This is a genomic window from Streptomyces sp. NPDC045899 (genome assembly GCF_056431485.1).
The window spans coordinates 13,030-36,166 of the sequence record NZ_JBWKKP010000038.1; the positions used below are offsets into that span (position 1 = coordinate 13,030).

Sequence of the window (23,137 nt, forward strand, 5' to 3'; positions counted from 1 at the left end):
TGCCGGTGAAGGGATCAGATCGCCATGGCTACGGTCACGTACGACAAGGCCACCCGGGTGTACCCGGGGACCGAGAAGCCCGCCGTCGACCAGCTCGACATCGCCATCGAGGACGGTGAATTCCTCGTTCTCGTGGGACCGTCCGGCTGTGGGAAGTCCACCTCGCTGCGGATGCTCGCGGGGCTCGAGGACGTCAACGGGGGCGCGATCCGGATCGGTGACCGGGATGTCACCCACCTGCCGCCGAAGGACCGGGACATCGCCATGGTGTTCCAGAACTACGCGCTGTACCCGCACATGACCGTCGCGCAGAACATGGGCTTCGCGCTCAAGATCGCCGGCGTCAACAAGACCGAGATCCGGCAGAAGGTCGAGGACGCGGCCAAGATCCTCGACCTCACCGAGTACCTGGAGCGCAAGCCCAAGGCGCTCTCCGGCGGTCAGCGGCAGCGTGTGGCGATGGGGCGCGCGATCGTGCGGGAGCCGCAGGTATTCCTCATGGACGAGCCGCTGTCCAACCTGGACGCCAAGCTGCGCGTACAGACCCGTACGCAGATCGCGAGCCTCCAGCGGCGCCTGGGGATCACCACCGTCTACGTCACCCACGACCAGGTCGAGGCCATGACGATGGGCGACCGGGTGGCCGTGCTGAAGGACGGGCTGCTCCAGCAGGTCGACTCGCCGCGCAACATGTACGACCGCCCCAACAACCTCTTCGTCGCGGGCTTCATCGGCTCCCCCGCCATGAACCTGATCGAGGTGCCGATCACCGACGGCGGTGTGAAGTTCGGCAACAGCGTGGTCCCGGTCAGCCGTGAGGCGCTCAGCGCCGCCGCGGACAAGGGTGACCGCACAGTGACCGTGGGTGTCCGGCCCGAGCACTTCGATGTGGTCGAGCAGAACGGCGCTGCCGCCAAGGCCCTGGTCAAGGAGTCCGCGGACGCCCCGGCCGGGCTCGCCGTGACCGTCAACGTGGTCGAGGAGCTCGGCGCCGACGGTTACGTCTACGGCACCGTCGAGGTCGGCAGCGAGGTCAAGGACCTGGTCGTGCGCGTCAACGGCCGCCAGGTGCCGGCGAAGGGCGCCCAGCTGCACGTCGTGCCGCGGCCGGGCGAGATCCACGTCTTCTCGACGTCCACCGGGGAGCGGCTCAGCGACTGAGCCCGCCCCGCAGGGGAGTTCAGAGGGAGTTCACGGCGCCGTCCGTCCGCTCACGCGGGCGGGCGGCGCCGTCGTCATGAACGGGTACTCCCGCGGCCGCGGGTCGCGTTGTCGACAAATCACCGACAATCTCGGCATTTTGGACAGGGTCGTCAATGCCCCGGCTCGCAAACGTGGTATTCCGTCACCCACTTCAGTGACGGAATGTCGCCAAATCGTCGCTCCTCGCTACGATCGCCGCGTACCGCAGTCCCCGACCGACCCGCGAGGAACACCTCCGTGAACACCGCAGCCCGCCGCATCGGCCGAACGCTCGCCCTCGTCCTCCCCGTCGTCCTCGTCCTCTCCGGGACGCTCGCGGTCACCCGCGTCCCGTGGGCCTCACCGAGCTCCGAGTCACAGGTGCTCACCGCCTCCGCCGACCGCGCGTCCACCCAGGCGACCCGCCGGGCCGCCCACGAGGTGCTGCGCGACCGGCTGCTCACCGAGCTCCAGGAGAAGGACCCGGCGGTGGCCCTCACCCACCTCCAGGTGGCCACCAACGAGCGGCCGTCGCTCGCCAAGCACTGCGCGTCCATCGCCCGTGCGCTCGGCCGCGCCGCCGTGGCCAAGTACGGCGGCACCGCGCGCGCCCAGGCGTACGCCCGCCCTGTGTGCGACACCTCGTTCGCCTCCGGCATCACCCAGGCGTACCGCTGACCGCGCTCCCTCCCCCAGCTCCGCCTGCGGCGGTCCCGGCACCGCATATGGTGCGGTTCATGACCGTTGACGACGACCGCAGGCACGGGCACCACCCACACGCCGCGCGCCCCACCCAAGCCGTCGTCCTGGCCGGAGGCCAGGGCTCGCGGCTGCGCCCGTACACCGACGACCGTCCCAAGCCGATGGTCGAGATCCCGGGCACCGGGACCCCGATCATCGGCCACCAGCTCGCCTGGCTGGCCGCCGAGGGCGTCACCGACGCCGTCGTCTCCTGCGGCCACCTCGCCGCCGTCCTCCAGGACTGGCTGGAGTCGGCGGAGCTGCCGCTGCGGGTGAAGACCGTCGTCGAGAAGGAGCCGCTGGGCCGCGGCGGCGGTCTGAAGTTCGCCGCCGCCTCGCTGCCGCATCCGGACCAGCCCTGGTACGCCACCAACGGCGACATCTGGACCCGGTTCTCGCTCCGCGACATGGCGGACTTCCACCACGAACGCGGCGCGGTCGCCACCCTCGCGCTGGCGCGCCCGCGGATTCCGTGGGGCGTGGTGGAGACGGACGAGTTCGGCCACGTCCTCGACTTCATCGAGGCGCCGCCGTCCCCGTACCTCATCAACGCGGGGGTGTACGTCTTCTCCGCCGAGTTCACCTCGCTGCTGCCGAACCGCGGCGACCACGAGCGCACCACCTTCCCCCGGCTCGCGCGCGAACGCCGCCTGGCGGGCTTTCCGCTGCCGCACGGGGCGTACTGGCGGGCGATCGACACCGCGAAGGACCTCACGGAGGCGGCCAAGGAACTGGCCGCCGGCCCGGCCCCGCACGGCCACGCCCCGCTGAGCTCCTCGCCCCCCATCCCGAGCGGCTGAGGCCGGCAGCACGCCTGAGACCAGGACGCGCCGGGGACCTGACTAACCGTCCGCCGGGGCCCCTCCGCCCCGGGGCAACGCGCCCTCGCGCTCCAGCGTGCTCAGCCACTGGGTGACCACGGTGTCGATGAACGCGTCGGTGACCTCGCCGCGGTCGAAGAAGAGCCGGGCGAGGACCGGCCCGTAGAGCAGCGTGTACTCGTCGTCGGTGATCTGTACGCCGGAGGGCTCCAGCAGCCCGTTGAGGGCGGCGCGGCGGTCCTGGCCGATGCGGACGAGGGCCTGGGCGCTGTCGGGGTCGTGGTCGGACTGGGCGATGACGGCCAGCACCGCGGTACGGGTGGCCGGGTCGCTGATGCCGTCGCGCAGGCTCGTCAGCCAGGCGGTGGCCACGGTCCGCACATCGCCGCCCCGCTCGGGGTAGCCGCCCACGTCCGGGCCCTCCAGGATCAGGTCGAAGAGGAGCGCGGCCCGGGTGGGCCAGTGGCGGTAGAGGGTCTGCCGGGTGACCTCGGCGCGCTCGGCCAGCAGCGCGTAGGTCAGCCCGGTCGGTCCGACCTCGGGCAGCAGGGCGCGGGCGACGGTCAGGACGCGGCCGCGGGTGCGCTGCACCCGCGGGTTGTCCGGGGTCGGCTGACGGCGGTGGAGGGGCGGCTGCATGGGCGCCATCCTAACCTTGAATCATACGTACCGTGTGATTCAAGCCATACGGTACGGCCCGTACGCCGTGCGAGGCCGCTGGACGGCGCCGTCCGCGCCGATGCGGCGCACCCCTGGGCGCCCATGCCGAGGGCCCGCACCGGACAACGGTGCGGGCCCCTGGCCGCGTGGCGCACCCGGACGGCCGGACCGGGTGCCTCGTATGCCCTCGGCTCTCAGCCCCCGCCGAGCAGACCGCCCAGGCCGCCGCCGCCCTCGCCACCACCCTCGCCGTAGCCGCCGGAGCCGCTGTCCTCCTCCGGAGCGCCCTCCGGTTCGCCGCCGGTGGTGCCGCCCCCGGCACCGCCGCTCAGCGACGGCGGGCTCATCGTCGTCCGCGGGGCGACGGGTGCCCGGCCCGGGGACTGCGGGGTGACGCGGGCGCCGGGGTGGGACTGGCTCGGGCTGCCCGTGTCGTCTATGGTCCCGGTCGCGTTCGCCTCGCCCGGGTCGGTGGGCGACGCCGAGCCGGACGGGCTCGGACTCGTCCGCCGTCGCTCGCTCGGGGACGGGGAGCCGCTGGCGTCCACCGGACCGCGCGCGCCGCCGCGCGGGCTCTCCATCGACTTCCGCGGCACCGGCGAGCCCGGCACGCTGTTCGTCGGGATGTCCCTCGGCTCCGGCGCGCGCACCGTCTCGGAGGACCGCACGGCGCCGCCCAGCGACGAGCCGACCAGCAGCGTCAGCCCCGCCACGACCAGCGCCATCACGGAGCCCCGGCGCAGCACCCGGCGCCGCAGGTCCCACAGCTCGGCGCGCGGGCCGAGCCGCCGCCACGCCTCGCCCGCGAGACGGGCGTCGGCCGAGTACACCGGGGCGCCCGCGATGACCAGGGGGCTCCAGGCGGCGAGGTAGATGATGTCCGGGGCGTCGTAGACGGGCACCGTACGCCAGCTCACGGTCAGGATCAGGGCGGCCGAGAGCAGCGCGCCGAAGGCCGCTGCCAGTCGCTGCCACAGCCCCAGGATGGTGAGCACACCCACCACGATCTGGAGGAACGCCACCGTCAGCCCGGCGCCCACCGGGTGCGCGAGCGCCAGCTCACGCAGCGGTTCGGCGATCGGCCAGGGGTGCAGCGAACGCAGCCAGGTGACCATCGAACCGCGCTCGCCGCCGTCGAAGTAGACGGGGTCGGACAGCTTGCCCATTCCCGCGTAGACGGAGATGAGGCCGAGGAAGATGCGGAGCGGGAGGAGGACGATGCCCAGGTTCATCCGCCGCCCGGGGTAGTAGGCGTGGCGCACCGAGTCCGCGTGACGGCGCGGGCGCGGCGCGGCGGCCTGCCGGGGCGCGTCCTGCTCGTCGTACCGGTCCCCGGTACGGCCGGGGGCGCGGTCCTGCCCGGACGACTCCCCCGCCCGCGGCGGGCGTTGTCCGCCCCCGGCTCCGGTCCGCGGCACCGATTCCGTCCGCGGGCTGCGCGGCCCGATGACGGTGGGCGTGCCCTCGTCGAGTGCGATCCGCGGCAGCACCTGGGTGGCGCCCATGTCCCCGCCGCCCCGGCCGCGGCCCTCGGACAGCCCGTCCTCGGAATACCGCACGGCCTGGAGGAGCCGGGTCGCCGCGGTGTCACCGCCGGGCCGGGTGCGCCCGCTCCACACCACCGGCGGACGGCGCCGGGCCGGAGCGGGAACGCGGGTGAACCGGGCCGTGCCCGCCAGTGCGCGGCTCACCACCGGGGCGCTGAGCTGCACCCGGAAGCTGGGGGCGTTGACGGCGACCTGCGCCGGATCGCATGGCACCTTGGCCATGGTCAGCTGCGGCTCGTCGTCGAATCCCGGCGCGCGTCCCGCCAGCGGCCTGCGGGCTTTTCTGGTCTCCACACTCAACTAACCGAGTGACGGACGGGAAAGACACTGGCCGTGACCGTCTTGTGCTGTCCGAGGCCCGTCAAGTCAAGATCGTCGAGCGGGAGAAGCGGAGGCGGCGCGGTACGGGGCACCGCGCCGCCTGCGTCGCTCTGCCCGGCGCGTCCTGCCATCTACCCGCCCCCGACAGCGCCCCATGCGCCGGCGCCGGCCCCGGGCAGTACGCCGCCCCACCGCCCGGGGGCCACGCACCGTCTCACCGCGCACCGCGCACCGCGAGCACGGATCGCGCCACGCGTCCGGTCGCCGTCGCCCTGCCCGGGGGACACACGTGCAGCATGGCTGGCGCGCATCGCCGCACCGCGGGCCGAGAGGCAGAACAGCCGATCCCGCCGGAACACCCGACGGCAGCGATCGGCACCCCGTGCACACCCCCACCAGGCACCCGGTCGCACCGAGCGCAGCCGTGGCAGCCCGTGCGGCCGGCGGCATGTCTCCGGTCGCCGCGGCACCCCGGCAGCCTGCCCGGGGCGCAGGACGGGACCGGCCGGCCGGGGCGTGGCCGAGCCCGCGCGCACCGGCGGCCGGGCTCGCGGGAAGCCGCCCGCCGGTCGCACGGGCGCGCGCCCGGCTGCGTCCCCGCGGCCGTCGGGCTATCCGCGGCGGCGGGTCACCTCGTAGAGGACCACGCCCGCCGCGACACCGGCGTTCAGGGACTCCGCACCGCCCGGCATCGGGATCCGGACGCGTACGTCACAGGTCTCGCCGACCAGCCGCGACAGGCCCTTGCCCTCGCTGCCGACGACGATCACGACCGGGCCGTCCAGCACCTCCAGGTCCTGGAGCTCGACCTCGCCGTCGGCGGCCAGGCCGATCACCGTCAGCCCGGCCTTCTGGTAGGACTCCAGGGCGCGGGTGAGGTTGGTGGCGCGGGCCACGGGGGTGCGGGCGGCGGTGCCCGCGGAGGTCTTCCAGGCACCCGCGGTCATCCCGGCCGCACGCCGCTCCGGCACCACCACACCATGGCCGCCGAAGGCGGAGACCGAACGCACCACGGCACCCAGGTTCCGCGGGTCGGTGACCCCGTCGAGCGCGACGATCAGCGGGTCCTCGCCGTCGTCGAAGGCGGCGGCGCTCAGGTCCTCGGGGTGGGCGTACTCGTACGCCGGGACCTGGAGCACCAGGCCCTGGTGGTTCAGCCCGTTGGTCATCCGGTCCAGCTCGGGGCGGGGGGCCTCCATCAGGTGGATGCCGCCGCGGTCCCCGGCCAGCTTCAGCGCCTCGCGCACCCGGTCGTCGCTGTCGATGAACTGCTGGACGTAGAGCGTGGTCGCCGGAACGCCCTCGCGCAGCGCCTCGACCACCGGGTTACGGCCCACCACCAGTTCATTGGTGCCCTTGCCGCCGCCCCGGCGCTGGGTCGGGCGTCCCGTGGCCTTGCGGGCGCGGGCGTTGGCGATGCGCTGCTTGGCATGGCCCTTGCGCATCTCGGCGGGCGGGGTGGGGCCCTTGCCCTCGAGCGCCCGGCGCCGCTTGCCGCCGCTGCCGACCGTCGCGCCCTTCTTGTTCGAGGTGCGTCGGTTCCTGCGCTGGCTGTTGCCGGCCATGAATGTCACCTATCTCTTCACTGCTCAGCGCTGCGCGGCAAGCGGGAAACGTATGTACGGTCATCAGTGTGCCGCCCGGCGCACCGGGCGGCACAAAGTGGGAGGTCAGGAACGGGCGGATGCGGGGCGCGGGCGGCGCCTCAGCGGTTGCCCAGCTCCCACCGCGGCCCCGACGGGGTGTCCTCGATCACCAGCCCCGACTGCTGGAGCTGATCGCGGATCGCGTCCGCCGTCGCGTAGTCCTTGCGGGTCCGTGCGGCCTGCCGCTGCTCCAGGACCAGCCGGACCAGCGAGTCGACCACACCGTGCAGATCCTCGCCGCGGTCCGAGCCGCCCGACCAGCGCTCATCGAGCGGGTCAAGACCCAGGACGCCCAGCATGGCCCGCACCTCGGCCAGCCGTGCGACGGCCGACTCCTTGTCGTCCGCGGTCAGGGCGGAGTTGCCCTGCCGGACGGTGGTGTGGACGACGGCGAGCGCCTGCGGCACCCCGAGGTCGTCGTCCATCGCCTCGGCGAAGGCGGGCGGCACCTCGGACGCGGGAGCGACCGCCTTCCCCGCCTTCTCCGTCACCCGCTGGATGAAGCCCTCGATCCGCGCGAACGCGGACTCGGCCTCGCGCAGGGCCTCCTCGCTGTACTCGATCATGGACCGGTAGTGCGGGGTGCCCAGGTAGTAGCGGAGCACGATGGGGCGCCAGCGCTTGACCATCTCGGAGACCAGCACCGAGTTGCCGAGCGACTTGCTCATCTTCTCGCCGCTCATGGTCACCCACGCGTTGTGCGCCCAGTACGCGGCGAAGTCGTCGCCGAACGCCTTGGCCTGCGCGATCTCGTTCTCATGGTGCGGGAAGATCAGGTCGATACCGCCGCCGTGGATGTCGAAGGCCCGGCCGAGGTACTTGTGGGCCATCGCCGAGCACTCCAGGTGCCAGCCCGGACGGCCGCGGCCCCAGGGCGTCTCCCAGCTGGGCTCGCCGGGCTTGGCCGACTTCCACATGGCGAAGTCGCGCTGGTCGCGCTTACCGGTCTCGCCCTCGCCGGAGGGCTGGCGCAGCCCGTCCAGGTCCTGGTTGGAGAGCCGGAGGTACTCGGGGAACGAGCGCACGTCGAAGTAGACGTTGCCCTCGGCGACATAGGCGTGACCCCGGTCGATCAGGGTCCGCATCATCTCGACCATCTCGGGGACGTGCCCGGTGGCCCGCGGCTCGTAGGTGGCGGGCAGGCAGCCGAGGGCGTCATAGGCGCTGTTGAAGGCGCGCTCGTTCTCGTAGCCGATCGCCCACCACGGACGGCCCTGCTCGACCGACTTGGCGATGATCTTGTCGTCGATGTCCGTGACGTTCCGGATGAACGTGACGTCGTAGCCGCGGTGCAGGAACCAGCGGCGCATGATGTCGAAGTTCAGATTGGACCGGACGTGACCGATGTGCGGAGCGGCCTGCACGGTCGCGCCACACAGGTAGATCGAGACGCAGCCCGGCGTGAGCGGGATGAAGTCACGGATCTGCCGGGCGCTGGTGTCGTACAGGCGAATAGTCACGCATCAAGGGTAGTGGGAAGGCGGGAGTGCCTTGCGCCCGATCCGCCCAGGGACACAGAAGCGTGACACTTGGGACGCCCGGGTCGGCTCAGAGGCTGCCGACGATCTTGCGGGGCGTGATCCGCACCACGATCCGCTCGGCGTCCTGCCCGGACGCCGGGTTGAACTCGGCGTAGGGCTTGCCCGTGTACTTCACCGACAGTTCGTCGATCAGCTCTTTGCCGCCCGCGGTGGTGTACGCGGCGGTGCCGCGGATCTCCGCGTAGGTGTACGGGGCGTCGGCGGGCTGGACCAGGACCGAGACCCGCGGGTCCCGGTCGATGTTCTTCTGCTTCCGCCGCCCCATGGTGGTCGAGAACAGCAGCTCGTCCCCGTCACGCTTCACCCAGACCGGTGACAGCTGGGAGCTGCCGTCGGGCTGGACGGTGCCGACGACGATGAAGACGGGGCTGTCGAGGAGCTGCTTGAGGCTCTCGGAGAGTGCGGTGGCCACGGCGGATCCTTCCCTCACGACCCTCACGAGGGTCGTTCACGGTGGGCTGGGCTGACGGAGCACGGACGGAAGCGGGTCGCGGGTACCCGCTTCCGTACGTACCCAACGCACCGTCAAAGGTCAGCACCGTCTCCGGGAACAGGGCCCGTACGGACCACCAGCGCGGTGGCGACCGCCGCCAGCCCCTCGGCCCGGCCGGTCAGCCCGAGGCCGTCGGTCGTGGTGCCGGACACCGAGACGGGGGCACCGACCGCGGCCGACAGCGCCTTGACCGCTTCGTCCCGGCGCTTGCCGATCTTGGGGCGGACACCGATCACCTGGATCGCCACATTGCCGATCCCGAACCCGGCCGCCCGTACGATCCGGGCCGCCTCGGCGAGCAGCGTGACCCCGGCGGCACCGGACCACTCGGGGCGGTCGGTGCCGAAGTGGGCGCCGAGGTCGCCGAGGCCGGCGGCGGAGAAGAGCGCGTCACAGGCGGCGTGGGCGGCCACGTCACCGTCGGAGTGCCCGGCCAGGCCGTACTCCTCGCCCTCCCACAGCAGACCCGCGCACCACAGCTCGCGGCCCCGCTCGAAGGCGTGCACATCGGTGCCGATGCCCACCAGGGGCAGTCCCGCCGTGGACGGCCGGGGGGTCTCAGAAGCCATCGTTGGCCCTCCTGCGCGCGAGAACCGCCTCCGCCAGCACCAGGTCCAGCGGGCGGGTCACCTTGAACGCCTCCTCGTGGCCGGGCACGACCACGACCTCGACGCCGAGCCGCTCGACCATGCCCGCGTCGTCCGTCGCCCCGTCGCCCTCCAGGACGATCTTCTCGTGGGCCTCGGCCAGCGTCGCGCGGTCGAAGCCCTGCGGGGTCTGGACGGCGCGCAGCCGGGCGCGCTCGGGGGTGCCGACGACCGGCTCGGGCTCACCGGCCCGCTCACCGGTGCGCGGCTCGACCTGCTTGACGGTGTCGGCCAGCGGCAGCGCCGGGACGACGGCGGGCGCCCCGTCCCGTACAGCGGCGATGACCGCGTCCACCGTGTCCACCGGGACCAGCGGCCGGGCGGCGTCGTGGACCAGCACGGTGGCCACGTCCTCGGGTACCGCGGCCAGGCCGAGGCGCACCGACTCCTGACGGGTCTCCCCGCCGGGGACGACGACCACATCGGCGCCGCGGCCGGTCAGCGGATAGGCGTCCAGCAGCCGCTGGACCTCGTCGGCACCGTCCGGCGGGGCCACGACGACCACCAGGGAGACGGAGCGGGATCCGGCCATCGCGCGGACGGCGTGAACCAGCATCGGCGTACCGCTCAGGGGCCGGAGCGCCTTGGGCGCTCCGGGGCCCAGCCGCACGCCACGGCCCGCGGCCGGGATCACAGCGGCGGTGCGGGCGGGGCGCTCGGGCGCGCCGGAGCCGCCGGGACTCATGGTTACGGACATTGAGTTGGCGTTCAGGTTTGCTTCCTCGACCGAAATGGGTATGGCCACAGCGTGCCGGGCGCGATGCCTTGACCAGACCCTTCCGTGACGACTGGTCGAGCCAGTGCCCAGGGCCCGGCACACCTTCACAACCGCCGCGGGGCGGTTCCTCCGCACCGCGGCACCAGCACAGCGCAACACCGGCACAGAGCGACACCGGAAGAGACCGACCGGCAGACAACGGCCCGGCACACGGTGCAGCGGACCGGGACCCCAGGGTCCCGGTATGCACACATGCCGCAGCGCCCGGCGACAGACGGCTTAGAACATCAAGTCTGAGTCACTCGGGCACCGCGGCATTGATGTGTCAGGACGCGAGAACCTCATCAAGCAGGGCCTCGGCCTTGTCCTCATTGGTGCTCTCGGCGAGGGCCAGCTCGCTCACCAGGATCTGGCGGGCCTTGGCGAGCATGCGCTTCTCACCGGCGGAGAGTCCGCGCTCACGCTCTCGGCGCCACAGGTCGCGCACCACCTCGGCGACCTTGATCACATCGCCGGAGGCGAGCTTCTCGAGATTTGCCTTGTAGCGACGGGACCAGTTCGTCGGCTCTTCGGCGTAGGGTGCGCGGAGCACCTCGAAGACCCGGTCCAGCCCGTCCTGGCCAACCACATCACGCACACCGACGAACTCCGCATTGTCCGCCGGCACACGAACCGTCAGGTCACCCTGAGCGACCTTCAGCACCAAGTAGGTCTTGTCCACGCCTTTGATCTGGCGAGTTTCGATGGCCTCGATCAGCGCGGCCCCGTGATGGGGATAGACCACGGTGTCGCCAACCTTGAACGTCATGTGACAGGTACCCCTTCCGTGGCTATCCAGGGTAACACGGGAACGCCTTGTTCTGAATGGCGTTTTCGCAGGTCAGGGCATATCTCGGGGCTTGACAACAGCGCCCGGAACGTGCTGCGGGAGGTAGACGGAACCGGGTATTCGCAGGTGGGAGCCGCTGTACGGGCGGACTGAAACCCGCGCGTCACCTGTCCCGAGAAGGTGCCCCGAGCGGCCGTACGTCCCGTTTTGCCGGAGTCCAGTCGATGGACTTCCGCTACTCCGTTCGGGCCGGCAGGCGTCAGATCCGGCCCTGATTCACGAATTGATCACCAGCGGACCGGATCACTCCCGTGATCAATTCCAGGACATCCACGGATTCCTTACCGATAATCTCCCGGCCGGGCCACCGAACCGATATTCAGCGCGGCTCCGGAAGGAGCCCGCGGACCGGCGTCGCGCTCAGGAGGCGGGTCGGGTGCGGCCCCAAGTGGGCGCATCGGTAACCTAAGCCCGCTGATCCAACTTTTACTCGTCCTAGGAGATGCCGCCGCCGTGAGCAGCAGCCTTCGACGCGGCGCCCTCGCCGCCGCCGCCATCGTGGTCTCGGTCGCCCCGCTCTCCGCCTGCGCGGCCGGGAACAACGCGCAGACGCAGGAGATCAAGCCGGACAACGCCGCGACCTCCGTCGGCACCATCAAGATCCAGAACGTCAATGTGGTGACCCAGCCCGACGCCAAGGCCAAGGGCCCCGCCGTCGTCACCGGCAAGATCTTCAACGAAGGTGCCCGCAACGAGACCCTCAAGGCCATCACCCTCCCCGGCACCAGTGCCCGGGTGAAGCTCGCCCCGGCGAAGAAGGGCTCCGGCCCGATCGTGGTCCCGGCCGGTGGCTCGGTGATCCTCGGCGGCAAGGGCAACCCCTCCGCGGTCATCGCCAACGGACGGGAGGCCGCCCAGGACGGCAACGCCGAGCGCGTCGTGTTCGACCTCAGCCGCACCGGCGACGTCCCGATCACCGCGTTCGTCGTCCCGGCGCGCAGCTACTTCGAGGAGTGGGGCCCGCCCGAGGTGCCGACCGCCACCCCGGGCAAGCCGACCGGCACGCCGACGGGCACCCCGTCCGGTTCGGCCACCACCGAGCCCGGTGAGCACCCGTCCGGTTCGGCCACCAAGCCCGGTGGCACCACCAAGCCCGGCGGTGAGGACCAGACCAGCCAGCCGGGCCACGACAACATCGCGCCCGGTGAGCCGACGCCCAACGGCGCCCACTGAGCACGTCGTGAGCGCGGAGAGGGCCCCGGGAGCCTCAACGCTCCCGGGGCCCTCTCGCTGTGCCCTCAGCCGTACGCCAACGGCCGCCTGGGCCGCGGTCCGGCCTACGGCTCGAACTTGTAGCCCAGACCCCGCACCGTGACCAGGTACCGCGGGGTGCCCGGGTCCGGCTCGATCTTGGCCCGCAGCCGCTTCACATGGACGTCCAGCGTCTTGGTGTCGCCCACGTAGTCCGCCCCCCAGACACGGTCGATCAGCTGCATCCGGGTCAGCACCCGGCCCGCGTTCCGCAGCAACATCTCCAGCAGGTCGAACTCCTTCAGCGGGAGGTCCACCTTGCCGCCGTCCACCGTGACCACGTGCCGGTCCACGTCCATCCGGACCGGTCCGGCCTCCAGGGCCGCGGGGGTGACCTCCTCGGGCTCGCCGCGGCGGCGCAGCACGGCTCTGATCCGGGCCACCAGCTCGCGCGAGGAGAAAGGCTTGGTGACGTAGTCGTCGGCTCCTATCTCCAGCCCGACGACCTTGTCGATCTCACTGTCCTTGGCGGTCACCATGATCACCGGGACATTGGAGCGGCCGCGCAGCTGACGGCACACCTCGGTACCGGGCAGCCCCGGCAGCATCAGGTCGAGCAGCACCAGATCGGCGCCGTTCCGCTCGAACTCGTCGAGCCCCTCCGGGCCCGTAGCCGCGATCGCGACCTCGAATCCCTCCTTGCGGAGCATGTACGACAGCGCGTCGCTGAACGATTCCTCGTCCTCGACGACCAGAACTCGGGTCACGGAAGGACCTCCGGGGCTGAAAGTGGTTCGTTGGAGAAGGTCTCGTACGGCCGGTCCTGGTCCGCTTCCTCGCCATCGAGGTCGGCCCCGGTCTCGTACGACTCGCTCGACGAGCGGTCCCGGTCCCTCGCCGCACCGGCTTCCGGGAGTCTCAGGGTGAAGGTGGAGCCCTGTCCCTCGGCGCTCCACACCGTGACCTCCCCGCCGTGCGAGGCGGCCACGTGCTTGACGATGGCCAGGCCGAGCCCGGTCCCGCCGGTCTGCCGCGAACGGGCCGGGTCGACGCGGTAGAACCGCTCGAAGATCCGCTCCCGGTCCTTCTCGGAGATGCCGATGCCCTGGTCGGTGACGGCGATCTCGATCAGGTCGCCCCCGGTGGCGGGGATCCTGCGGGCGGCGATGCCGACGCGGGTGCGGGCCGGGCTGTAGTTCACCGCGTTCTCGACGAGGTTGCCGAGCGCGGCGGCCAGCTGGCCGCGGTTGCCCCACACATGCAGTTCGGCGGCACCACCGGTGGCCATGGTGATGTGCTTGGTGCCCGCCTGGTGGCGGCAGCGGTCGATGGCCTCGGCGACCAGCTCGTCGACCCGGACCGGCTCGGCGTCCTCCAGCGGGTCGTCGTTCTGCACCCGGGAGAGATCGATCAGCTCCTGGACCAGACTGGTCAGCCGGGTCGCCTCGACCTGCATCCGCCCGGCGAAGCGGGTGACCGCCTCGGGGTCGTCCGAGGCGTCCATCACGGCCTCGGAGAGCAGCGACAGCGCGCCGACCGGGGTCTTGAGCTCATGGCTGACATTGGCCACGAAGTCGCGCCGGACCGCTTCGATCCGCCGGGCCTCGGTGAGGTCCTCCACCAGCAGCAGCACCAGCCGGGAGCCGAGCGGGGCCACTCTGGCCGACACCGCGAGGGCGTCGCCGCCGCGGCCGGTGCCGCGCCGCGCGAGGTCCAGCTCGATCTGGCGGATCTCACCGTCCCGCCGGGTGTCACGGGCCATCGCCAGCATGGGCTCGACGGCCAGTTTGCCGCCGCGCACCAGGCCCAGCGCGTACGCGGCCGAGCTGGCCTTCACGACGGCGTCCGCCTCGTCGAGGACGACGGCCGAGGAGCGCAGGACCGACAGCACGGTGTCCACACCGGGCGGCAGCACGGCATCGGTGTGCAGGGAGGAGCGCGTGGGCTTCGCCTGCTCGCGCTCGCTCCAGCGGAACGCCAGCACGGCGATCACACCGGTGCAGAGCCCGGCGAGCGCCGCCACTGCGGCGATCGCCGCGTTCACGTTCATGTATCCAGGTTATGCGGGGCACCGGCCCCCTCCACAGCCCCGCAGCGGTCCCCTCGAACAGACGTTGCCCAGAGTTCACCATGGGGTCGGCGCCGGTTCACCCCCGGCCGTCCGCCGAGGGGGCCGGGCACGGCCCGGCGGGGGGCATGTTGCCGAGAGTTCACCGAGGGGTCGGACGTGGTTCACCCCCGATGCCGGAGCACGACGCGTTCCGGACGGAACGTGGGAGTGTGGGGCGCGGGCGCGAGTCCACGCCGACCGGTCGGGGACCGGCCGGAGATCGATCAGATCTATGTGACAACCGATGAGAACCGACGAGAACCGATCCACGGAGATGACCGAGATCTCTGGAGATCAACAGAGATCCGTCAGCAGAGATCCGTCAGCGAAGTCAGTGAGAGAAGGTCAGTGATGCGGGACGCGTACCACGAGGAGCTGGATTCGATCGGGGAGGGCCTGGTCGACATGGCCCGGCTGGTCGGTTCGGCCATCGGCCGTGCCACCACCGCCATGCTGGACGCGGATCTCAAGCTGGCGGAGACCGTCATCGCCGCCGACGAGAAGGTCGACGATCTCCAGCGCGAACTGGAGAACCGCGCGATAGCCCTGCTGGCCCGGCAGCAGCCGGTCGCCACCGATCTGCGCATCGTCGTCACCAGTCTGCGGATGAGCGCCGACCTGGAGCGCTCCGGCGACCTCGCCCAGCACGTCGCCAAGCTGGCCCGGCTGCGCTTCCCGGCCACGGCCGTCCCCCGCGACCTGCACGCCACCATCCTGGAGATGGGCCAGCTCGCCCAGCGGCTGATGGCGAAGGCGGGCGAGGTCATCATCACCAAGGACGTCGACCTCGCGCTCCAGCTGGAGCAGGACGACGACGCGATGGACATGCTCCACCGCACCCTCTTCCAGCACCTGATGGACGACCGCTGGAAGCACGGCATCGAGACCGCCGTCGACGTGACCCTGCTGGGCCGCTACTACGAGCGGTTCGCGGACCACGCGGTCTCGGTCGCCAAGCGTGTCGTCTACCTGGTCACCGGTGAGCACGCGGACGAGATCGTCCAGCAGCAGGACCCCGTCGAAGGGGCGTGACACGGGGGGGGTGACGCCCGGGCGTGACGCCGTGGCGTGACACGAGGGCGTGACACCGGTGTGTCACACCGGGGCGCGAAAACCGGGGCGTGACGCCGCCTCGGCCGTATGCCTCCGCGCGCCGTCCGTGCGCCCCTGCGCACGGACGGCGGATCGGCACCATGAGCAGCAGGTGACCCTTCTCGAGGAGGCGACACATGGCGGACCTCGCCAAGCCCAGCCCCACGACCACCCCAGCCACCACCCGCCCGCCGGCCGACCGGCGCCCGGCGCACCCCCCGCTCGCCGCCTGCGGTTGCAGCTCGGGCTGCGGCTGCGGCTGCCAGTCCGGCGGGCCCTGCCAGTGCGGTGGGTGCTGCGGCTGACGCGCGCGTGAAGGGGCCCGGGGGGGGGGGGGGGGGGGGGGGGGGTCTCCCCCCCCGCCCCCCCCCGGTTGGTTTGGGGGGGGGGGGGGGGGGGGCGTGGGGTTTTTCCGTAGCCGCCCGGGATGGTGGGGGGTGGGAGTTGGGGGTGGGGTGGGGGGGGCGGGTTGGCGGTACCGGACGGGGGGGGGAGGTGTTGAGGAGGACGCGCGCGCGAAGGGGCCCGGGACCGCGAGGCGGTCCCGGGCCCCTTTCCCGCGCGGCCCCGCGTGGGTTCATGCGCGGGGGCGCGGCTGATGTACGCGGCTTCTGCCGGATGCCGCTGGGCGGCGGTGCGCCGCCGGGCGAACGGGCAGCCAGGGCAGCTGGCGACCGCTCGGACAACGTGCGCCACCCGGCGACCGTATGCCGCTTGACCAGCGTGTACCGCCGGACGACCGGCTGCCGCTCAGGCGGCGGTGCGCCACCCGGCGGCCGGGTGACGCTTCGGCGGGCACGGGCCGCCTCGGCTGCGGGCCGTCAGGCGATCCCGTACCGCTAGGCGACCTCGATGCCGTATGCCTGGACCAGTTCCTCCAGACCGCCCTCGTATCCCTTGCCGCCGATGACGAAGTCCCAGTCGCCGCTGGCGCGGCGGCGGAACGAGCCGAGCACCAGGGCGGTTTCGCCGCGGCGCCCCTCGGAGACCTCCAGTCGTCCGAGCTCGGTCCGCGCGGGGTCCAGCAACCGGATGTGCGCCTCGGTGAAGCCGGACAGATCGGCCGCGGGATCGGCGTCCGGATCGACCGCGGCGACGATCACGAGCCGGTCGGCACCCTCCGGCAGCGCGTCGAAGGACACCCGGATCGCGGCCTTGTCCGGTGCGGCCGCGGGCAGCGTGCGCACCGTACCGTCCGGTGTCCGGGGGTTGTTGAAGAAGACGAAGTGTTCATCGCTCAGCACCCGGTTGCCGTGGCAGACCAGTGCGCACACATCCACGGCCACCCCGCCCGCCCAGGACATGCCGAGCACGTTGTGGTCACCGTTGTCGTCCGCCCCGTCGCCACCGCCCGCGTCGGCCACGGTGGCCGGTCCCGGCGGTGGGGCGGTGGCCGCGGTGGCCGCGGTGCCACCGGCGCCGAGCCGTCCGCGCAGCCCGTGGCGCTGGAGCAGATCGACCAGTTCACCGCCCGACACCAGCTCCAGCGGCTTGCCGTGGGCGAAGGCGTGCGAGCCGGGGCCGAAGCGGGACGTGGTGACCAGGACGCCCTTGTTGGCACCGGCGTCCTGGACCGTCCCGTACAGATCCCGGACGGCGGTCGGCGGCACGGTGTTGCGGTAGCGCTTCACCTGCACGACGATCTTGCCGCCCCGGATCGGGGCCGGGTCGAGCGCGTCGACGTCCACTCCGCCGTCGTTCGAACGCTGGGTGGTGACGGCCTGCATGCCCATGGCCCTGAAGAGCTCCGCGACCAGCGACTCGAAGGCGACCGGATCCATCTCGTACAGATCCGGCTCCTCGTCCCCGCCGTGCGTGACGACGCCGTTGCCGACGTCACCGGGCACCCGGCCGGGCCGTACCGCCGCGCGCTGGTCGGGGCGGGCCGACAGCCGGCCGCGGAGCCCGTCCACCAGGCAGTCGACGGGGTTGACCTGCTCCAGGTGCAGCGCGTCGAAGGCGGTGCGCGAGGCCATCACGGTGGCCAGGAAGATGTGTTCGCGCCGGCCGGTCGCGGGGTCGTGGTCATCCACGAACCCGTTCAGCGCGACCGACTCCAGCGCGCCGAACTCGTCCGCCGCGAACAGGTCGCGCAGTACCAGCAGCACGCACTGGGCGAGCATGTCCCGGTAGAGCGCGCGGCGCTGGGCCGCCGGGCGGGCCGTCTCCTTGTCCTGGTCCGCGGTGGGCATGTACCGCACGGACTTCGTCTCCGGGACGACGTCGTACTTGGGCAGCTCCCAGTCGAGGACCAGCTGCCGGGCCCCGGAGTCGTACCCCGCGGACACCTGGCGTGGCAGCCCCTCCGGCCAGGCGGAGGACGCGTAGAGCGCGGCGGAGAAGTACTCCACGGCGGCGCCTGAATCGCCGTCGCGCAGTCCCGAGGTCATCTCGGTGATGCCGTTGTTGTGGCGGCGTATCGCGCTCAGCTGATCGTCGGCCCACTGCTCGTACTGCTGCCGGTACGCCTCCAACTGCCGCTGCCGCTGGGCCTCCGCGGCCTGCGCCGCCTGCCAGTCCCGCTCGAACCGGGAACGCGCCTCCGCCTGCGCCTGGGCGCGCCGGTTCGCGCCGAACCCCCAACCGCCCTGCGGCTGGTACGGGTACTGGTTCGGATCCGGCATCGGCACCGGCGTGGCCAGGGCACCCGGGGCGAACGGCTCGATCCGCTCGGGGCGGGTGAGCGCCGAGGCCCGGAACGCTGGTGCCCGGCACCCGGCGACCAGCAGCCCCCGCAACGCCTCGACCCGCGACTCCAGTTCCTCCGTGCGCCGCCGCGCCTCGGCCTCCCGCTGCTGCCGGTAGGCGGCCTTCTGCTCGCGCTGACTGCGTGCTAATTCCCGCTGCCAGGCCCGCTCCTGACGTTCCCGCTCCCGCTGCTCCCTGGCCCGCGCCTCCATCTGGCGCTGCTGCTGCCGCTGGGCCTCGGCCCAGACCCCGACCAACCCGCTCGAGCGACGACTCATGCTCTCCAGGCCCTCCCCCCAGAGTCCCGATGCCCCCGCATCGAACCCCTGACCCCATGTTCCTCACGAATGAGACAACTTTAGTGCTCAACCACTGGTTCGCCCATGCACGGGCAGATAACAACCTGGATGCCCGCAGGGGGGCGTTGCGAAGCACGAGGCGAAGGGCGGGAGCGCGCTGGCGCCGACGGCTTCCCTGCCTGCACAGTACTCACCGTGGATCAAGGAGCCGCGGCGATCATCGCTGCCATCGCGGGTGTCGGGGGAACGGCCATCGGGGCCCTGATCGCGGCCCGGGCCGCACGACAGCAGGTCCACCAGCAGGCGGTCACCGAACACCGGCACTGGCAGCGCCAGGCCCGGAACGACGCCTATGCGACCTTCCTGACCCGCCTCGACGCCATGGGGCGGGCAAGTGATCACGCGACGGTGGAAGTGGACCACCAGCCTCAGGCGGATGAGACCGATGACGCGGTGGAGGCATGCCTGACCGCGACCCGCGAAATGCGCGCGGCGGTGGCGCTGGTGGCCGTGGCGGGGCCCCACCGGATGGCGGACCTCGCCCGGCAAGCGCAGGACGCCGCGGAAGTGATCTCGGACAATATCGTCTATTACGCGGGGCTCTTGGGGGAAGACCCCGGTCGTGGCCGCGAATTCTGGGATCTGATGCGTGAGCTCAGAGACGAACTCAATGCCCTGGAGGGCGATTTCATCCGCGGCGCGGGCGACGTGCTGTCGCCGCCGAGCACGGCGTAAGGCAGCCGGAGCCCGGCCTATCGCTTCAGCGCCCGGTAGCGCTTCATCAGCGCGATGATCCGAGCCTGGTCCGCCCGGCCGTTGAGCTCGGTCAGGAGATCGTCGGGGCACAACTCATAGAAATCGCCCCACCATCGACGGCCATGGTTGTCCCAGATGCGGTAGCCGCCCGGCACCCCTCTGGCAACGTAACGCCTTCTGCCCACAGACCCCCGCTTCCCCGTACGGCTCATACCGTTGCAGACGATACGGAGGCGGGGCCGGCCGTTAAAGGCAATATCCGACAGCCGGCCGGCACGCTTTACTGCTGTCGCTGGCCAAGGATGCAGAACTCATTGCCCTCGGGGTCCTCCATGACAACCCACGACTGTTCGCCCTGACCGATGTCGACACGCTTCGCGCCATGAGCCTCGAGCCGGGCCACCTCGGCGGCCTGGTCATCCGGCCTGAAGTCCAGATGCAGCCGGCTCTTGGTCTTCTTGGCCTCCTCGATCCGGACGAAGTCCAACCCTGGTGTGCGATCCGGCGCCGGGCGGATCTCGAACTCGTCATCATCGGCGTGAACGACCACCCAGCCGAGCGCCGTGGCCCACCACTGCCCCAGGGCCGTCGGATCCACCGAGTGAACGATTACCTGTTCCCATTCCAAGGTCATCCGCGAAGTCTAGGCACACCGGGGCTTCCGAAACAGGCACGTGACGTGCCTGGGGCCCGTCAAGCGAGGCTTTCCAAGCCGAGCTTGGCCAGCCGCGATCGGATGGCGCCGGGCTTTCGGCCGAACTGCTTCCCGAGAGTGTCGAAGTCACGCTCCCCCTGCTGGTAGAGCGCAAGGAGGCGAGCGTCGTCCTCCGGGGACCAAGAATGGCCCATCTGCGGATAGCGAGCACGCAGCTCTTCCGGTGACTCTCGCCTCCTGCCGGGCTCGCCCTGGGGGCAGACGGACTCGATGATGTCCAACGGAAACTCTCCGACGTGGGTGCCTGCGAGCCAGAGGTTCAGGTGACTGTCGTCGAACGTGATCCGGTCGGCTTGGACAGTGACCGCTCGTCGAAGGACGTCGCTGTCGTTCGGGTCCTGGTGGTAGTCGGTGAACGTCAGACGGAACGCTGTGCGCACGGTGGATTCCCCCATGAGGCCATCCTGGCGCGGCCGTTGCATACACGGAAGATCGTTTCTCGCCCTTACCCGACGTACGCGGCGCGGCGCCGGGCGGGGCACGCGCGCTGGCTGGGCACCTAAACGAGGGGCACGCCGTCACGCAGATACCGGGGCGCGCCTTCCGCGGGTCGTATGGATCGCGGCTTCGAACCTGCTCCTCAGACGGCCTCGCAGGACATCGGCGACCTGCGCGGGAGAAGCGAATCGCAGCTCCGACAGCTCGTCGTCATGGGGGCGTACGGATGCGGCTTGGTCGTGGGTGAGGGTTCCGCCGTCGAAGATGAAGGCGCTCTGATCGTCCCAGGGGCCATGGGGTGGTACCCAGTCGATGACGAGTGGGCGCAGCCGTATGAGGTCGAGCCCCAGCTCTTCCTTGATTTCACGCCGCGCCGTTTCGTCGGGGGCTTCGTTGGCCTCGGACATACCGCCGGGGAGGTCCCACCCAGGCTTGTAGGTGGGTTTCACCAGCAGAACACGGCCGTCCGGGTCGCGGAGGAGGACATCGGCGGCGACGCGTTTGCGGGCCTGGGTGGCGTTGCCCTCGGCGAGATAGGCGTTCCAGGCGGCGGGGTCTGCGGGAGTGGGCCTCATGGGGGCGCCTTGCTGGGCGGCTGGATGTCGGCGAGCAACAGCATTCTGGCGCGCCTGGCTTCGTCGCAGCGGGTCGGATCGGCGGCGATCAGTTCGTGTCGGCAGGTTTCTCATAACCGCCCACGGGGGCCGACTTGACCGTGAACCACACCGTCTTGCCCACCGCATGGTCGATGCTTCCCCATGCGTCGGAGAGTTCGCCGACGAGCAGCAGACCACGGCCGTGCTCGTCGCCCGCGCGGGGCGTTTGGACGATGGGTTGGCCGGGGCCGGAGTCGCGGACCTCGATGCGCACCTGTTCCTGGTCGGCCGTGATGTGAACGGCGAAGAAGCGGCCGGGCGGTACGCCGTGGAGGAGAGCATTCGTGGCGATCTCCGATACGCATAACCGGATGTCGTCCAATCGGTCGATGTGGCTCCACTCGGTGAGGGTGTGGGCCACGAACAGGCGAGTTGCGCGGATGGAGGGCTTGCGCCGTGGGAACAACTGCTGCCGCGTCAGAAGCACGGTGAGTCACCACCTCAGAGCTGTCTGCAAGTTCGGCTCACCTTATTGCCTTTCGCGAAAGGCGGCAAGGTAGTCTCCAGTGGTGGCCACCAGTTCGCTTACTGTGTAAAGCGGCAAGGCGGGCGGAGGCCGATCAGGCACCAAGGGAGGGGCCCAGTGGTCAGCGGCGCGTGGATCAGCACCTCGATGCCCTATCTGCAAGCGGCCCCGGGAGGCCAGGGCGACACATGGGGCGCGGAGGCGGCTGCGGGCGGCCGACGCGGGACACAGCGGATCGTGCACGCGGGCGAAGTCCCGGCATCGGCCGTCGTGGCCCGCCTTCTCGGCGTGGACCAGGGGGACGTGGTCGTCGTGCGGCGGCGGATCATGTACCTCGACGACCAGCCCTGCGAGCTGACCGACTCCTACTACCCCGCCCGCATCGCCGCGGGAACCGCACTCGCGGGCACGGCCAAAATCCGCGGCGGCGCCGTGCGTCTGCTCGCCGAACTGGGCCACGTGGGGCTCCGGGTGCAGGAGGATGTCACCGCGCGGATGGCGGACGAGCAGGAACGGGACCTGCTGCGGATCGCAGAGGACACCCCGATCCTGTGCCTGGAACGCGTCGTCCTGGACGGGAGCGAGCGGCCGATCCAGGCCGACCTGATCACGATGCCCGCCGACCGCCAACGCCTGCGCTACGAACTCAGGATGGGATGACCGTGCCGAAGGCTGAACAGGACGCGTCCGACCGCCGGTCGCTGCATGAGCGGATCGCCGCCGACCTCCGGGACGAGATCATGTGCGGCGACCTGCCTCCCGGCACCAACCTGCCCTCGACCGCCCAGCTCAAGGAACGCTTCACCGCATCCAACGCCACCGTGCAGAAAGCTCTGCAACTGCTGAAGGACGAGGGCCTCGCGGTCGGCCGCGCCGGAGCCGCCGTCACCGTACGCGAGCACCGCCAACGCACCATGCGCCCCGCCTCCTACATGGCTCCGGCCGCGCCCGGCGAACCCTATCGCTGGATCACCGAGGCCGCCGGTCACCAGGCGCGCGGCAGCAGCCGCCTCCTCGACGTCACCGAGACCCGCCCACCCGCGGACGTCGCCGAAGCCCTGCGGCTCCCCGCCGCCGGCACCGCCCTGATGCGGGCACAGGTGCTGCTCATGGACGACGAACCCGTGGAACTCGTCACGTCCTACTACCCGCTTGACCTGGCCCGCGGCACCGCGATGATGCACCGCCGCAAGATCAAGGGCGGCACCCCGGCCCTCCTGGCGGAGCTGGGTCATCCACCGCGTCTCAGCGTCGACAAAGTGTCCGCACGTGTCCCCACCCAGGAGCAGTACACCGTGCTCGGCCTCACCGGGAACCTGCCGGTGCTGCGGACCCTGCGCGTCGTCTACAGCGACGGCGACCGCCCCATCGAAGCCACGGTCATGGCCAAGGCGGGCCATCTCTACGAGCTCCAGTACGAGTTCACACCGTCGTAAGGGGAATGGCCCACTCGCCGAGGAAAGTCGTGGTCCGGGGAGTGGACGGACAGCCAACTGGAGTGTGAACGCTGTGCTATCGCC

General features: G+C 71.3%; 23 protein-coding genes and 1 pseudogene. 8 read left to right on the forward strand and 16 right to left on the reverse strand.

Going from position 1 to position 23,137, the window contains the following annotated elements; genetic code table 11:
• The first annotated feature begins 24 nt into the window (after positions 1–24).
• The 3 genes from AC07FT_RS34365 (at position 25) to AC07FT_RS34375 (ending at position 2,723) form a co-directional block, all read left to right on the forward strand.
• On the forward strand, positions 25–1,161 hold the full coding sequence (locus AC07FT_RS34365) for an ABC transporter ATP-binding protein (protein WP_479180028.1): 1,137 nt from the start codon (positions 25–27) through the stop codon (positions 1,159–1,161).
• Between the two features lie 279 nt (positions 1,162–1,440).
• The gene (locus AC07FT_RS34370; RefSeq protein WP_254739667.1) at positions 1,441–1,860 is read left to right on the forward strand and encodes a hypothetical protein; all 420 of its coding nucleotides are present in this window, start codon (positions 1,441–1,443) and stop codon (positions 1,858–1,860) included.
• Between the two features lie 59 nt (positions 1,861–1,919).
• On the forward strand, positions 1,920–2,723 hold the full coding sequence (locus tag AC07FT_RS34375; protein ID WP_471191020.1) for a nucleotidyltransferase family protein: 804 nt from the start codon (positions 1,920–1,922) through the stop codon (positions 2,721–2,723).
• Positions 2,724–2,765: 42 nt separating this feature from the next.
• Here AC07FT_RS34375 and AC07FT_RS34380 read toward each other — a convergent pair whose 3' ends face one another.
• From AC07FT_RS34380 to AC07FT_RS34415, 8 genes are all read right to left on the reverse strand, one after another.
• Positions 2,766–3,383, reverse strand: a complete 618-nt coding sequence (locus AC07FT_RS34380; RefSeq protein WP_471191023.1) for a TetR/AcrR family transcriptional regulator — start codon at positions 3,381–3,383, stop codon at positions 2,766–2,768.
• Between the two features lie 215 nt (positions 3,384–3,598).
• Positions 3,599–5,173, reverse strand: coding sequence for a DoxX family protein (locus tag AC07FT_RS34385; RefSeq protein WP_479180065.1), 1,575 nt, complete (start codon positions 5,171–5,173; stop codon positions 3,599–3,601).
• Positions 5,174–5,883: 710 nt separating this feature from the next.
• Positions 5,884–6,837: a 23S rRNA (guanosine(2251)-2'-O)-methyltransferase RlmB gene (rlmB, locus tag AC07FT_RS34390; protein ID WP_471191029.1), complete on the reverse strand. Its 954-nt coding sequence runs from the start codon at positions 6,835–6,837 to the stop codon at positions 5,884–5,886.
• A gap of 140 nt (positions 6,838–6,977) precedes the next feature.
• On the reverse strand, positions 6,978–8,378 hold the full coding sequence (cysS, locus tag AC07FT_RS34395; RefSeq protein ID WP_479180029.1) for a cysteine--tRNA ligase: 1,401 nt from the start codon (positions 8,376–8,378) through the stop codon (positions 6,978–6,980).
• Between the two features lie 88 nt (positions 8,379–8,466).
• Positions 8,467–8,871 (reverse strand): PPOX class F420-dependent oxidoreductase, encoded by a 405-nt coding sequence (locus AC07FT_RS34400; protein WP_254739678.1) that lies wholly within the window; start codon positions 8,869–8,871, stop codon positions 8,467–8,469.
• Between the two features lie 113 nt (positions 8,872–8,984).
• Complete coding sequence (gene ispF, locus AC07FT_RS34405) at positions 8,985–9,521, reverse strand: 2-C-methyl-D-erythritol 2,4-cyclodiphosphate synthase (RefSeq protein WP_479180030.1); 537 nt, start codon at positions 9,519–9,521, stop codon at positions 8,985–8,987.
• Positions 9,511–10,296, reverse strand: coding sequence for a 2-C-methyl-D-erythritol 4-phosphate cytidylyltransferase (ispD, locus tag AC07FT_RS34410; RefSeq protein WP_479180031.1), 786 nt, complete (start codon positions 10,294–10,296; stop codon positions 9,511–9,513). Before ispD ends, ispF begins: the two co-directional genes overlap by 11 nt.
• 346 nt (positions 10,297–10,642) lie before the next feature.
• A complete protein-coding gene (locus tag AC07FT_RS34415) occupies positions 10,643–11,125 on the reverse strand; it encodes a CarD family transcriptional regulator (protein WP_009716930.1) in 483 nt (160 codons plus the stop codon).
• Between the two features lie 534 nt (positions 11,126–11,659).
• Between AC07FT_RS34415 and AC07FT_RS34420 the strand changes: the two genes are divergently transcribed.
• A complete protein-coding gene (locus AC07FT_RS34420) occupies positions 11,660–12,379 on the forward strand; it encodes a DUF461 domain-containing protein (protein WP_479180032.1) in 720 nt (239 codons plus the stop codon).
• Positions 12,380–12,483: 104 nt separating this feature from the next.
• On the opposite strand, the gene phoP is transcribed toward AC07FT_RS34420, so the two are convergent.
• Positions 12,484–13,164 carry a two-component system response regulator PhoP gene (gene phoP, locus AC07FT_RS34425; RefSeq protein WP_176182212.1) on the reverse strand — a complete coding sequence of 227 codons (681 nt, stop codon included), beginning with the start codon at positions 13,162–13,164 and terminating at the stop codon, positions 12,484–12,486.
• Positions 13,161–14,447, reverse strand: coding sequence for a two-component system sensor histidine kinase PhoR (gene phoR / locus AC07FT_RS34430; protein WP_479180034.1), 1,287 nt, complete (start codon positions 14,445–14,447; stop codon positions 13,161–13,163). Before phoR ends, phoP begins: the two co-directional genes overlap by 4 nt.
• Before the next feature lie 411 nt (positions 14,448–14,858).
• On the opposite strand from phoR, the gene phoU reads away from it, so the two are divergent.
• Positions 14,859–15,539, forward strand: a complete 681-nt coding sequence (gene phoU, locus AC07FT_RS34435; RefSeq protein ID WP_471191047.1) for a phosphate signaling complex protein PhoU — start codon at positions 14,859–14,861, stop codon at positions 15,537–15,539.
• Positions 15,540–16,438: 899 nt separating this feature from the next.
• Here phoU and AC07FT_RS34440 read toward each other — a convergent pair.
• Positions 16,439–18,565, reverse strand: a complete 2,127-nt coding sequence (locus AC07FT_RS34440) for a restriction endonuclease (protein WP_479180035.1) — start codon at positions 18,563–18,565, stop codon at positions 16,439–16,441.
• Positions 18,566–18,781: 216 nt separating this feature from the next.
• On the opposite strand from AC07FT_RS34440, the gene AC07FT_RS34445 reads away from it, so the two are divergent.
• Complete coding sequence (locus AC07FT_RS34445) at positions 18,782–19,321, forward strand: hypothetical protein (RefSeq protein WP_479180036.1); 540 nt, start codon at positions 18,782–18,784, stop codon at positions 19,319–19,321.
• Between the two features lie 17 nt (positions 19,322–19,338).
• Here AC07FT_RS34445 and AC07FT_RS34450 read toward each other — a convergent pair whose 3' ends face one another.
• From AC07FT_RS34450 to AC07FT_RS34470, 5 genes and pseudogenes are all read right to left on the reverse strand, one after another.
• Entirely contained in the window at positions 19,339–19,527 is a 189-nt protein-coding gene (locus AC07FT_RS34450; protein WP_431771807.1) for a hypothetical protein, read from the reverse strand.
• Between the two features lie 95 nt (positions 19,528–19,622).
• Positions 19,623–19,976, reverse strand: coding sequence for a VOC family protein (locus tag AC07FT_RS34455; RefSeq protein WP_479180038.1), 354 nt, complete (start codon positions 19,974–19,976; stop codon positions 19,623–19,625).
• A gap of 59 nt (positions 19,977–20,035) precedes the next feature.
• Positions 20,036–20,452 (reverse strand): SANT/Myb-like DNA-binding domain-containing protein, encoded by a 417-nt coding sequence (locus AC07FT_RS34460; RefSeq protein WP_479180039.1) that lies wholly within the window; start codon positions 20,450–20,452, stop codon positions 20,036–20,038.
• 104 nt (positions 20,453–20,556) lie between these two features.
• A pseudogene (locus AC07FT_RS34465) lies at positions 20,557–21,070 on the reverse strand (NUDIX domain-containing protein).
• Positions 21,071–21,158: 88 nt separating this feature from the next.
• Positions 21,159–21,572, reverse strand: coding sequence for an ATP-binding protein (locus tag AC07FT_RS34470; RefSeq protein WP_479180066.1), 414 nt, complete (start codon positions 21,570–21,572; stop codon positions 21,159–21,161).
• A gap of 162 nt (positions 21,573–21,734) precedes the next feature.
• Here AC07FT_RS34470 and AC07FT_RS34475 point away from each other — a divergent pair, with 162 nt between their 5' ends.
• Positions 21,735–22,277: a UTRA domain-containing protein gene (locus AC07FT_RS34475; RefSeq protein ID WP_479180040.1), complete on the forward strand. Its 543-nt coding sequence runs from the start codon at positions 21,735–21,737 to the stop codon at positions 22,275–22,277.
• Positions 22,274–23,053 carry a GntR family transcriptional regulator gene (locus AC07FT_RS34480; protein ID WP_479180042.1) on the forward strand — a complete coding sequence of 260 codons (780 nt, stop codon included), beginning with the start codon at positions 22,274–22,276 and terminating at the stop codon, positions 23,051–23,053. The genes AC07FT_RS34475 and AC07FT_RS34480 overlap by 4 nt, the downstream gene beginning before the upstream one ends.
• The last annotated feature ends 84 nt before the right edge of the window (positions 23,054–23,137 follow it).

What these genes read in the sequence shown, in the direction of transcription:
- AC07FT_RS34365 (WP_479180028.1), top strand. Translation starts at nt 25, where the DNA reads ATGGCTACGGTCACGTACGACAAGGCCACCCGGGTGTACCCGGGGACC.
- AC07FT_RS34375 (WP_471191020.1), top strand. Translation starts at nt 1,920, where the DNA reads ATGACCGTTGACGACGACCGCAGGCACGGGCACCACCCACACGCCGCG.
- AC07FT_RS34380 (WP_471191023.1), bottom strand. Translation starts at nt 3,383, where the DNA reads ATGCAGCCGCCCCTCCACCGCCGTCAGCCGACCCCGGACAACCCGCGG.
- AC07FT_RS34385 (WP_479180065.1), bottom strand. Translation starts at nt 5,173, where the DNA reads ATGGCCAAGGTGCCATGCGATCCGGCGCAGGTCGCCGTCAACGCCCCC.
- rlmB (WP_471191029.1), bottom strand. Translation starts at nt 6,837, where the DNA reads ATGGCCGGCAACAGCCAGCGCAGGAACCGACGCACCTCGAACAAGAAG.
- ispF (WP_479180030.1), bottom strand. Translation starts at nt 9,521, where the DNA reads ATGGCTTCTGAGACCCCCCGGCCGTCCACGGCGGGACTGCCCCTGGTG.
- ispD (WP_479180031.1), bottom strand. Translation starts at nt 10,296, where the DNA reads ATGTCCGTAACCATGAGTCCCGGCGGCTCCGGCGCGCCCGAGCGCCCC.
- AC07FT_RS34415 (WP_009716930.1), bottom strand. Translation starts at nt 11,125, where the DNA reads ATGACGTTCAAGGTTGGCGACACCGTGGTCTATCCCCATCACGGGGCC.
- phoR (WP_479180034.1), bottom strand. Translation starts at nt 14,447, where the DNA reads ATGAACGTGAACGCGGCGATCGCCGCAGTGGCGGCGCTCGCCGGGCTC.
- phoU (WP_471191047.1), top strand. Translation starts at nt 14,859, where the DNA reads ATGCGGGACGCGTACCACGAGGAGCTGGATTCGATCGGGGAGGGCCTG.
- AC07FT_RS34440 (WP_479180035.1), bottom strand. Translation starts at nt 18,565, where the DNA reads ATGAGTCGTCGCTCGAGCGGGTTGGTCGGGGTCTGGGCCGAGGCCCAG.
- AC07FT_RS34455 (WP_479180038.1), bottom strand. Translation starts at nt 19,976, where the DNA reads ATGACCTTGGAATGGGAACAGGTAATCGTTCACTCGGTGGATCCGACG.
- AC07FT_RS34460 (WP_479180039.1), bottom strand. Translation starts at nt 20,452, where the DNA reads ATGGGGGAATCCACCGTGCGCACAGCGTTCCGTCTGACGTTCACCGAC.
- AC07FT_RS34480 (WP_479180042.1), top strand. Translation starts at nt 22,274, where the DNA reads ATGACCGTGCCGAAGGCTGAACAGGACGCGTCCGACCGCCGGTCGCTG.